Consider the following 12,022-nt stretch of genomic DNA (forward strand, 5'->3'; position numbering starts at 1 on the left):
GTGTTTACTTAGCCATTTCTCAGAAAGGGAAAGCCATTGCTGGCAATGAGGATGTTCTTTAGCAAGCCCTAAACCATGCCGTCCTTCTTCTCCACAAGAACGCTGGCATCATTTACTGTAGTCCATATAAAAGTTGGAGGTGTTAGAGAAGTCATCTGTGATTCTGAGGAGTAGGCGTGAAGCTCAGCTTGTGTTGGGCGGTCTCCCAGGCGTTGCAAGAGGATAAAGGGTGAGTAGTGAGATTTCCAGAGAGAGCTCGGTTTGTTCTGCATGGTTGGAATGTACACGAAAGCTCAACATTATGTTCCAATTCCTCCTTAAAAGGCGATATGCACACGTTAACATATTTCAGAAAAAAAGAGAGACTCTTTTTTTGAAAATATAAGAAAGTATAAGTTTCACACGATACTTTATGTCTTATATTTCTCGCTTAAACGCTTGCCGTCCATATTAGGACGCCGAAGGCGTTTATGCTTGTTCCACCTGAACAATAGTTCTCTCTTTTTACATTGATTCGTCAAAGGTGGATTTAAGTTTTGTGCCAGCGTTGTGATCCCGGTATTGTCCGGGTGTCATGCCCTCCTGCTTACGGAAAGAGCGAATGAAGTTCTGAGAGTTGTTATATCTTAATTTGGCTGCAATATCTTTAATGGGCATATCAGTTTCCTTCAGCCATTTTTTCGCCATTTTAAATCGGTACATCGTTAAATATTCGCTGAAATAGTACTGGGTCTCCTTACGGAAGACGCTGCTGATATAGTTGGCATTATAATGCAGACGTGAAGCACATTCTTCTAAAGTAAGGTCTGTATCGTAATCATGTTGTATCAAATCGATGATCTTCTCTGAGATGTTGTGGTATTGAGCATTTTGTCTGCTGTTAAAAATCTTGATCATCGGATAAATGACCATGCTCCAGAACCAATCTTCAATCTCCGTTACAGTATGGAGGTCATGCAGCTCCTCAAATATGGAACCATTAGCATGATAAATTTGATTTAAGCTAATACCGGATTCCTGCATCATAATGAGTAAATTATTGAGTAAGCGCGTCAACGGGATCTGGTATTCCTGTGGTGAAAGCTCATGAGCAAAGATAGATTTGAAGAGCAAATGAATGAGTTCTTTTGCTTTATCTGTTTCAGCTAATTTGATAGCGTCCAGTAAGTCATTTTCTTTATGAGTAGGGTAGTTCAAATTCAGATAGTGCTTGCCAGAGTTAATATTTTCATACTGGATAATGACACCTTTACCAAGTTTGATCCGATGCTTCAGTGCTTCGAGTCCCTCTCTGTAAGCCGTGGATAATTTATCGAAGGTGTTGAAGGGAAGGCTCAGACCAATGCTCACCTGAAGCTTTAGGTAGTTGTTTATTTCCTGCTGCAGCTTCTCCGTTAATGAATATAATGTCTTGTGAAAAGACTCGGTATCACTGTCTGGACTCCCCAATAAGACGACTACTGCATGATCCATAATTACAGGTGCCAGTCGTTGTTCAGGGCAGACTAACTCTTCGATTATATTGTGGGCAGCGAATAATAAGAGATTAAGATCTTTTTTCTCATAGCTGGAATCATCGGCAAAATCAATCGACAACGTAATCACAGCCATCGTCTTCCATTCTTCGAGCTGCTTATGGTAGCCGAATTGTTCCAGCTCTTCGTGCAGATCGCGCTTCTTAACGTTGCCATGGAAAGCATTGATTAGGAAGAAGGTACGCACCTGTTGGATATGCTGACGGACTTCTTTTTCAAGCTGTGATTTGGATTGGAATAAAGAATGAACTTGTTCTCCAATAATCTGAAATTCATTCGTGTGTCTGGATTTAATGTCCGGTTTGCGTTGGCCCATTTGATTGAGTAGTCTTTCAATGGGAGTGTACATCCGTCTTGAACCGATCCATGCCAAGAGAATAGACAATAGAAGCATAAAGCTACACACGAATATCGTAAACAGGCTAATTTTTTTGGATTCTTTCGTTAAACTTTCCATGGATGTGACCGAAAGATAGACCCAGCCATTCATCTGAGAGCGCATGTAAGTGACGGAGTAATCCTTCTTGTGGATCCTGGTCTTAAACTGTCCTGAAAGTTTAGATGGATTAGTAATGAAAGAATCTTCTGTAAATCCGCCTTCTTTCATTGGTTTCCCGATCAAGTTGCGGTCCGGATGGAGCAGGAATCGACCTGTCTTATCCAGAACGATAATATCATCGAGTGGCTGTACATCCGAGTTAATGAAATCCTGAAGACTGCAGACAGGAATATTAGCTAAGGCAAGCCCATATTTTTGCAGCTTATTGGTTGGGAGTTTCTTGATAAGACTAATGCTGTAGTTACAGCCTGTGACGTTAATGCTTTCCTCACTGTAAAATATGGAGGACGGGTTCAGGATCCACGAGGTATCTTCGGCAATATTCATCAGGTTGGTGAGCTGCGCATGGTCCTTGTACTCATTTAAGCGATAAACACCAGAATTTTTGATCATCCAATTTTGCTGCTGATTTAATAAGATGACATCTTCCAGCTTCGTATCGAAGGACTGCATATTGCGAATTTCGTTTCTTAAATCATTGTATAAAATGAAATCGGTTTCATTTAAAGGGTTGTTTAGTGCTTTTTTTAATACACTAGAATTGATCACTTGGTTTAATGTTTGATTGACAGTTGTTAACTTATGTTCTACATTTGAGGTGATTTGTAAGATTAATTCCATTTTGCTGTTGTTAACGTTCTTTTGAATTTCTTTTGAAGATGTGAAATATGAAAAAGAACCGATGAACAATACAGGCAGCGTGCTAATTACAAAGGCAAACATCGTTAGCTTACTTAGAAAGCTTAATGGTCTCACGGGACTCAGCACCTTTACTTATGTAGAAGTAGACACTTGATCTAAGTGTATGTAACTTGGTATGAAATAACAATAATCATCTCGTTCTGTGATAATCATTAGCTCTAATTATGCTTATAAATTGTAAAATTTTCAAGATATAGAGTGATAATCCTTACAATACCTAGGAGGCCACAGAAATGTCTAAAGTATCTATGGGTAAAAGGGCAACGCTGTATTTCTGCTTATTTACCATGCTCGTCTTCTCTTTTTTAAGCGCTTGCAACGATAAGGAATCTGCCGAAGCCGGCCCAGTAGTATCTTCCCCTAGCATCTCAATTTTGGCACCCCTTCATTTTCCACAACAGCCTTCGAAAGAGATTATGGCAGAGATCGAAAAACTGACAGGTGTGAAGCTCGATATAAGGTGGGTTCCAGAGGGGGTATACACGGATAAGATGAACACGGCGCTTACGACCAATTCCCTCGGAAAGGTCACATTTGTAAAATTCTCAGACTACAATCTGGTGAAAAATGCTATTCGTTCGGATGCCTTTTGGGAGATCGGCCCCTATCTTCAGGAGTTCTCCAATCTTAAACAACTGAACCCCGCTATTCTTAAGCAGACTTCTGTAGATAGTAAGATCTATGGCCTATATACGGAACGCCCCTCTTCCAGACAGGGGGTCATTATTCGTAAGGATTGGCTCGACAATCTCCATTTAAATAATCCACAAACACTGGATGAACTGTATGAGGTTATGAGGCAATTTACATACAACGATCCAGATCAGAATGGCAAACAGGATACCTTCGGATTAGTCGATCGAAATGATCTTGTGTATGGGGTATTCAAGACATTAAGTTCGTATTTTGGCACCCCGAATAATTGGAAACTAGAGAATCATCAATTCGTTCCTGAATTTGTGACCGCTGAGTATATGAACACCATGAATTTCATGAAGAAATTATATGATGAGAAAATTATTAATCAGGATTTCGCCTTAACGAGCAAAGAAGTACAACGCGATAAGTTCATTAATGGTATTGCTGGTGTATTTATTGGCAGTATGACAGATGTAAAGCGGCTGTCTATTGAAGCTCAGAATTTGAATCCAAAGGCAGAACTTACGTTAATCAATCGGATCGAAGGGCCTGAAGGATATAAGGTGTGGTCGATACCCAATTATAATGGACTCTATCTCTTCTCCAAAAAAGCCATTGCTACGGAGGATGAACTCCGCGAGGTACTCGAATTCTTTGATCGAACCATGGATAAAGATGTAGCGAATATAATGATGTATGGGTTTGAAGGGCGCCATTATAAGCTTGAGGGTGGAAAAATCATTCTTCCCGAGGAAACCTCAGAACTGCGGGTGCAAGAAGTAAATCCGTTATATTCTTTGATGATTGCAGATATTAGTAATAAGAACATTATGGAGGTGGCTCAGAAGGAGCAATTGACCTCACTTGCGGATCAGCTAAGTAAAGATAATGAATCTTTTCTGGTCGACGATCCGACCGTGTCTTTAAGCTCATCCACCTATGATGAGAAAAATGTGGAACTGTCTACCATTATTGTGGATGCTACGTACAATTACATACTAGGCAATATAACCGCTGAGGGATTCCAGAAGGAAGTTGAGAAATGGAGAGCTAGCGGAGGAGATCAGATTATTAAGGAATATGGTGAGGCTGAGCTTGGGATAGAAAAGTAAATAGGTTAGTTTGATCCACTGCGGATGACGCGGTGGATTTTTTTGTGTTATCACCATAATCATTTGCTCAGATCCCTTTAAGAACGGGCCTTTATGGGGAAATGATTGTTTTCGTAACCTTGCCGACGATGTAACGTGGAACTCGTAACCAATACAAATTATGGAGGTCAAAATGGTATGAAGAAGAAATCCTTCACCATGTTGTTGACGGCACTGTTAGCGTTCAGCACATTGTTAGCTGGATGTGGTGGTAACAACAACAATCAAGCAAGTTCTGAAACTGCAAGTGGTGAGAGCACTGCTAAGCCGGTTGAGACAGAAGCACCTAAAGAAGAAGTGAAAGCAGGACCAACAGAAATTAAGATTATGCTTCCGTTAAATATTCCAGAGACCCCGCCTGATACGATTAAGCTTGAACTTGAAAAATTGACCAACACGAAGCTGACCTATCAATTTTTCCCGGCTGATACTTATGAAGAAAAACTTAATTCATCTTTTGCAACCGGCTCACTGCCGCAAGTGACGTACTTGAAGAATCAGACAACCTTCATTCAGATGAAAGAAGCGATAAAAGACGGACAATTCTGGGAAATAGGTCCGCTATTAAGCGAGTTTCCTAATTTGAGTAAATTGAAACCAGAAATTCTGAATAACACGAAAGTGGACGGCAAGCTGTACACCTTATATATCGGCCGCCCTCTAGCACGTCAAGGTATCATTTACAGAAAAGACTGGGCTGATAAATTAGGACTTGCTGCACCAGCAAATGTAGATGAATTATTCGAAATGGCTAAGGCCTTCACGGAACAAGATCCAGACGGTAATGGACAGAAAGATACTACAGGTATTATTGACCGTAATGAGTTGACCTATGGAGCTTTCAAAACTGTCTCTTCTTGGTTCGGAACACCGAACACCTGGGGAGAGAAGGATGGAAAATTAGCGCCTGAATTTACATTCGATGAATATTTCGACACGATGGACTTCTTCAAAAAAGCTCGTGATGGCGGATACATTAATCAAGATTTCGCTGCTACCAGTAAAACAGATGCTGTAAATATGTTTAAGGCTGGAAAGGGTGGACTCTATATTGGGGGCTCCATGCAAGATATTGATTCCCTCAATAAAGATACTATTAAGAATAACCCTGATGCTGTTTTGGATGCGCATAGTATGGTTGCAAGTCCAGATGGAAAGTATGCTCAATGGATGATTCCAGGCTATAACAATGTTGTCTTGTTCCCAAAATCTGCTGTAAAGGATGAGGCAGAACTCAAGAAGATTCTTGCTTTCTTTGATCAAATGATGACCCCAGAAGTAGCTAATTTGATGTATTGGGGAATCGAGGGTACTCACTATACCGTTGAAGACGGTAAAGCGAAAGCTACAGATGACAAAGAATTGATTGAACGTGAAGTAAAAGGATATAAGGACAGCGTTATCGGCGAAGCTGAAACCAATGGAATGTACGAGAACTATAACACGCTGCCAGGAAGAATTCATGCGGATCAATTGGTTCTTGAGAATGTCAAGGTGGGGGTACCAGATCCAACAGCTGCGATGGATTCGGCTACGTACACAGAAAAAGGTGTCGAGCTTCAACAGATTATTACCGATGCAACTTATAAATATATCTATGGACAGATCGACAAAGCAGGGTTCGAAAAAGAAGTTGAGAACTGGAAGAACCGTGGCGGAGCTAAGATTATTGATGAGTACAACGCATTGTATAAGAAATAAAACCTAGCTGAAAAGGTTGTTGATTTTGTTTCAACAACCTTTTCTCTTCATAGTCACATGGAGAAATAAAGAGTTTGAATAAAGAAGGAGAAAGGAAGAGAATCATGCAGGAACTCACCGCACAGCCCAGTCCAGCTCCACAAATAAAGCGTGAGACTTACAAGAGCAGCAGTGAACTTAAAAAGCGTCTGTGGAGAAATAAATGGCTCTACGTCATGCTAACACCGGGAGTGCTATATTTTATTATTTTTAAATATTTTCCTATGTACGGACTAATTATCGCCTTTCAAGATTACAAACCTTATCAAGGAATAACAGGCAGTAACTGGGTAGGAATGAAGCATTTCAGCAGGTTGTTCACAGAGCCGGATTTCTTAAATATTTTAGTGAACACACTTGTACTTTTCGGATTAAACATTCTTATCTATTTCCCAATGCCGATTATTCTTGCCCTGATGTTGAATGAACTTCAAGGCAGCTTTTTCAAAAGAACCTTTCAGACGATCTTCTATTTGCCCCATTTTCTGTCGTTGGTTATCATCGTCTCCATTTCTTTTGTAATGGTTACGATGGATGGAGGAATTATCAACGAGCTACTTTCCTATTTCGGATTTGAAAAAATTAATTTCCTGCTGAATCCTGGATGGTTCAGGCCCATGTATATTATTCAGGTGATTTGGAGAGAAGCAGGCTGGGGAACGATTATTTATTTAGCTTCCATAGCTGCCATTGATCCAGGACTTTACGAAGCATCACGTATGGATGGAGCTGGACGACTCAGACAAGTCTGGCATATTACACTTCCAGCGATTAGAGGCGTAATTATCACATTATTTATTCTGAAAATTGGTTCCGTTCTGGATCTTGGATTTGAACATGTGTTTCTGCTGCTTAACTCCATGAATCGAGAAGTTGCGGAAATTATCGATACGTATGTATATACTGCTGGTCTGAGACAGGGGCAGTTTAGTTACAGTACAGCCATTGGATTCTTCAAATCAATTGTCGGCTTGATCATGGTTATGTTGGTGAATAAAGCATCTAAGAAAATGGGAGAAGAAGGCGTTTATTGATATGTTGTGGGAGGAATAGAAATGGTAGAAGATAAAACAATCAGTGGCAGAATTTTTTCTGCTATAAACTTCACGCTGCTTGCGATCATTGCTTTAATAACTGTGCTCCCCCTTGTTCACGTTGTAGCAGGCTCTTTCACAACGAGTGCAGAACTAGCTTCTAGTAAGTTTGTACTGATCCCAAAGGTATGGAGTCTGGAAGCATACAAGTTCATCTTTTCAACGAATACAATATTTAAAGCCATGGGTGTTTCCATTGGTGTTACGGCAGTCGGTACTTTCCTCAGTTTGTTTATAACTTCTTTGATGGCCTACGCTCTTACCAGAAGAGATCTGGATGGACGTAAAGTGGTTAACTTTATGGTTGTGTTCACGATGCTCTTTCATGGTGGAATGATCCCAACCTTCCTCGTGGTAAAGGAATTGGGACTAATAGACAGTTATGCAGCGCTTATTCTTCCTTCAGCAATTAGTGCGTTTAACATGATCATTTTGAGAAATTTTTTCCAGAATATACCTGAAGGTTTGGAGGAGTCGGCCAAAATTGATGGTTGCAACGACTTCGGAATATTATTTCGAATTGTATTGCCATTATCCTTACCTGCGTTAGCGACTATCGGATTGTTCTATGCGGTTACGTATTGGAATACTTACATGAATGCGATTCTGTATTTGGATGATAGTTCGAAGTGGCCAATACAGGTTCTGCTCAGACAAATTGTTGTCCTTGCCAGCGGTATGGATCACAGCTCTACACTGGATACAACTGTTCCACCGCCAGACCAAACAATTAAAATGGCTGTTATCGTTGTTGCTACTTTACCAATAGTTTGTGTATATCCATTCATACAGAAGCATTTTGCCAAAGGTGCCATGTTAGGTTCTATGAAGGGCTAATAAGAGGAAGAGAGAGATTATTCTTTGGAAGGAGCTTGGAGATGACTGGCAGGATACCAACAACACCAATGGATTGGGCAAAAAAGGCATGCGATTCTTTAATGGATACTTATAGAGCGGGAGAGCTTCCTCCAGCACATCGTTGGCATTACCATCAAGGTGTATTTCTGTGTGGGATGGAGCTTTTGTGGAGTGCTTATCAAGAAGACCGCTATATTAACTATATTCAGGAATACGTGGATGATTTGGTAGATGAATATGGTAACTTTTATTTCGCCCGCGATGAGCTGGATGCTGTTCAAGCTGGACAACTACTGTTTAATCTTCATAAACGGACAGGTAAACTCAAGTATCGCATTGCTGCGGAGAAGCTGAGGAATTTATTGCTTACGTTAAACAAAACCTCTGAAGGTGGGTATTGGCATAAGGATAAATATGCTAACCAAATTTGGTTAGATGGGCTTTATATGGCAGGCGTATTCTCGTTAAAATATGCTAATGTCTATGGCGATCCTAGCTTGCGTGATACAGTTCTCCATCAAGAGATGTTAATGCGTAAGTATATGAAAGATGAGACAACCGGGTTATTGTATCATGCTTGGGACGAGAGCCGCCGGATGCCATGGTCAAACCCGGAGACAGGGTGCTCACCGGAATTTTGGAGCAGATCGCTGGGTTGGTATGGTCTCGCATTGTCGCAATTTCTTGATCTGTTGGCCGTCCAAGACCCAGCCCGAGCTGAATTATCTTCTACTTTACGTGATTTTGTTGATGCCCTTATTCGTTATCAAGATCCGGTAAGTGGACTTTGGTATCAGGTCGTAGATAAGGGTCATGAGCCGGATAATTGGCTGGAGACCTCAGGTTCATGTTTATTTGTCTACACGATTGCCAAAGCAGTGAAGCATGGCATTGTAAGCGATGTGGAAGTCGCTACAGCCTCGGCTAGAAAAGGGTATGAAGGGTTAATCCAAATCATTCAGTGGGATGAGCAGGATAGGTTGATTTTGCCGGACATCTGTATCGGTACTTCGGCTGGAGATTACGAGAGTTACGTCACTAGACCTAAAGTTAAAAATGATTTACATGGCGTAGGCGCGTTGGTGATGGCTTGTGTTGAGATGGAGAGCTTAATCCAAGGGTGATTCGATTGAATTCTTACTAGACAATGACTTGATTCTCTGGGACTGAGAATCAAGTCCTATTATTTTGTGGGAAAGTTATTCTTAAATTTAATGATAATCAGGGGGTTGGGATGAAGAGATCACATTGGGCAATCCGCACAGCAGACTCAATCATGGCGAGGACACCAAAGCTCTATGAAGATAAAGGCTACAACGGAAGCTGGACGTATGACTATGGTGTCGTATTGAATGGATTTGAATGGCTTTGGAAGCAAACTGGTGATGCGAAGTATCTGCAATTCATTCAAGATCAGATGGATAACTTTATTCAGGAGGATGGCAGCGTTAAGGGTTATCGCATAGATGAATACAATATCGATCACATTAACAACGGGAAATTATTATTTACGCTATATAAAGAAACCAAGCAGGAAAAATATAAACAAGCGGCTACCTTATTTAGAAAGCAGCTTGAGACACATCCGCGAACCTCGGAAGGTGCTTTTTGGCATAAAAATATTTATCCCTATCAAATCTGGTTAGATGGTCTTTATATGGGCGCGCCTTTCTATTTAGCCTACTTGCTAGCTTTTGAAGAAGGGCAGGGGCTTGAAGATGTTACGAAACAATTTATCTTGTGTGAGAAGCATACGAAGGATTCGGAAACTGGTCTGCTATATCATGCATGGGATGAACAGCGTCTTCAACCTTGGTGTGACCGCAAGACAGGATGCTCTCCAAACTTTTGGGCGCGTTCACTTGGCTGGTATCTTATGGCTTTAGTAGATGTTCTAGAGTTATTGCCGAGTGAGCATTCCGATTATCCAGAGCTGGTGCGTATTCTAAACGATACTTTATCAGCTGTGAAGAAATATCAGGATCCTGAATCTGGCGTCTGGTATCAAGTAGTGAATCTGGGACAACGCAAAGGGAATTACTTAGAGGCTTCTGCTTCTAGCATGATTGTGTATGCTATGGCAAAAGGTATTCGATTAGGCGTATTAGAGGCTAGTTGGTACGAATCGTTAGATCTCGCCTTCCAAGGACTTATCTCAGAGTTTGTTCTTGAGACCAAAGAAGGATGGGTCAATCTAAATAAAAATTGCCAAGTAGCAGGGTTAGGTGGAGCAGATCAACGCGACGGCACGTTCGCTTATTACATTAGTGAGCCTATTGTTACTAACGACCAAAAGGGTGTCGGTGCTTTCTTGCAAGCCTGTGTGGAGTACGAACAATTAAGAGGCTGGATCTGATATAGAATAGGAGTGCTATAAAATGTCCGTATATAATATTGAGGATTTTGGAGCGCTTAAGAATAGCGGGATGTTAGCGACAGAAGCGATTTCGCGTGCGATTGAAGCGGCAAGTGAGGCTGGTGGAGGAACCGTTTATGTGCCAGCGGGAACTTACTTTACGGGTGCGATTGTTATGAAAAGCAATATTGAATTAAATTTAAATCCAGGAGCGATCCTTTCATTCAGTACGAATCCGGTGAATTACCCTGCGGTGGAATGCAGATGGGAAGGGGTGAAGCAGCAGGTTCATACGCCTTGTATTCATGGCAAAGGTTTAGTCAATATATCGATTACCGGAAGCGGAACTATTAATGGTAATGGCAAAGCATGGTGGGATGTATTTCGGAATCGTCGGGAAGAGCTCAAGTACCCCCGTCCGACTTTGATTGGATTTGATAGCTGTCAGCGGGTAACGATTAAGGATGTCTCGCTAGTGAATTCTCCAAGCTGGACCGTTAATCCTGTGGGCTGCTACAATGTGACGATTGATAATCTGTCCATTAATAACCCGGCTGATTCTCCGAATACAGATGGTATTAATCCAGAATCTTGTACGAATGTTCGGATTAGTAACTGTAATATTGATGTAGGTGATGACTGCATTGCTATCAAAGCGGGAACTGAAGATACGAAAGAGCGCATTCCATGCGAGAATATTACGATCACCAATTGTACCATGGTTCATGGACATGGGGGAGTTGTACTCGGAAGTGAAATGAGCGGAGATATTCGTAATGTAACCATTAGTAACTGTGTATTCAAACAAACCGATCGTGGCATACGAATGAAATCAAGACGTGGACGAGGAGGGACGATTGAAGATATTCGGATCAGTAATATTGTAATGGAAGACGTCATTTGTCCGTTCACACTAAATCTATACTATTTCTGTGGACCTCGCGGGAAAGAGAAGTATGTGTGGGACAAAAACCCTTATCCGATTACAGATGAAACGCCATGCTTTAGACGAATTCATTTCGCCAATATTACCGCACGTAATGTACATGCATCTGCGGGATTCTTATATGGACTTGCAGAGCAGTATGTATCGGAGATTACTTTTACAAATATTGATATCTCCATGGCACGCAATGCAGTTCCCGGGCATCCGGATATGATGACAGGGATCGAGAACATGAACAATCGCGGATTTTTTCTGGGCAATGCAAGGGATGTGCAATTTCATCAGGTGAGCATCGAGAATCATGAAGGGCCTGCTTTTTATATTGAAAATGGCGAAGCGATAGAGATCATGAATTGTCATTCGAAGAACACGAGCAAGCCTGAAAAACTAGTAGAACAAGTTACAGTTTCGCCCACAGAACAGAATGTGTGTCCGTAAGGGA

Annotated in this window: 8 protein-coding genes; 7 read left to right on the forward strand and 1 reads right to left on the reverse strand. The window is 41.3% G+C overall.

Annotation, left to right across the window (positions count from 1 at the left end; translation table 11 throughout):
• Positions 1-504 precede the first annotated feature (504 nt).
• The gene (locus MKX60_RS28865) at positions 505-2,850 is read right to left on the reverse strand and encodes a helix-turn-helix domain-containing protein (protein WP_042186641.1); all 2,346 of its coding nucleotides are present in this window, start codon (positions 2,848-2,850) and stop codon (positions 505-507) included.
• Between the two features lie 179 nt (positions 2,851-3,029).
• On the opposite strand from MKX60_RS28865, the gene MKX60_RS28870 reads away from it, so the two are divergent.
• The 7 genes from MKX60_RS28870 (at position 3,030) to MKX60_RS28900 (ending at position 12,018) form a co-directional block, all read left to right on the forward strand.
• Positions 3,030-4,547 (forward strand): extracellular solute-binding protein, encoded by a 1,518-nt coding sequence (locus MKX60_RS28870; protein ID WP_339246687.1) that lies wholly within the window; start codon positions 3,030-3,032, stop codon positions 4,545-4,547.
• A gap of 177 nt (positions 4,548-4,724) precedes the next feature.
• Complete coding sequence (locus MKX60_RS28875) at positions 4,725-6,287, forward strand: extracellular solute-binding protein (RefSeq protein ID WP_042186645.1); 1,563 nt, start codon at positions 4,725-4,727, stop codon at positions 6,285-6,287.
• Positions 6,288-6,391: 104 nt separating this feature from the next.
• On the forward strand, positions 6,392-7,360 hold the full coding sequence (locus MKX60_RS28880) for an ABC transporter permease (RefSeq protein WP_042186647.1): 969 nt from the start codon (positions 6,392-6,394) through the stop codon (positions 7,358-7,360).
• Between the two features lie 21 nt (positions 7,361-7,381).
• Positions 7,382-8,257: a carbohydrate ABC transporter permease gene (locus MKX60_RS28885; protein ID WP_042186649.1), complete on the forward strand. Its 876-nt coding sequence runs from the start codon at positions 7,382-7,384 to the stop codon at positions 8,255-8,257.
• Positions 8,258-8,298: 41 nt separating this feature from the next.
• Positions 8,299-9,402: a glycoside hydrolase family 88/105 protein gene (locus MKX60_RS28890; protein WP_341061668.1), complete on the forward strand. Its 1,104-nt coding sequence runs from the start codon at positions 8,299-8,301 to the stop codon at positions 9,400-9,402.
• Positions 9,403-9,512: 110 nt separating this feature from the next.
• A complete protein-coding gene (locus MKX60_RS28895; protein WP_341061669.1) occupies positions 9,513-10,634 on the forward strand; it encodes a glycoside hydrolase family 88/105 protein in 1,122 nt (373 codons plus the stop codon).
• A gap of 22 nt (positions 10,635-10,656) precedes the next feature.
• Entirely contained in the window at positions 10,657-12,018 is a 1,362-nt protein-coding gene (locus MKX60_RS28900) for a glycoside hydrolase family 28 protein (protein WP_341061670.1), read from the forward strand.
• Positions 12,019-12,022 lie beyond the last annotated feature (4 nt).

The sequence above is a fragment of the Paenibacillus sp. FSL R5-0914 genome (assembly GCF_038004525.1).
Classification (GTDB): Bacteria; Bacillota; Bacilli; order Paenibacillales; family Paenibacillaceae; genus Paenibacillus_AQ.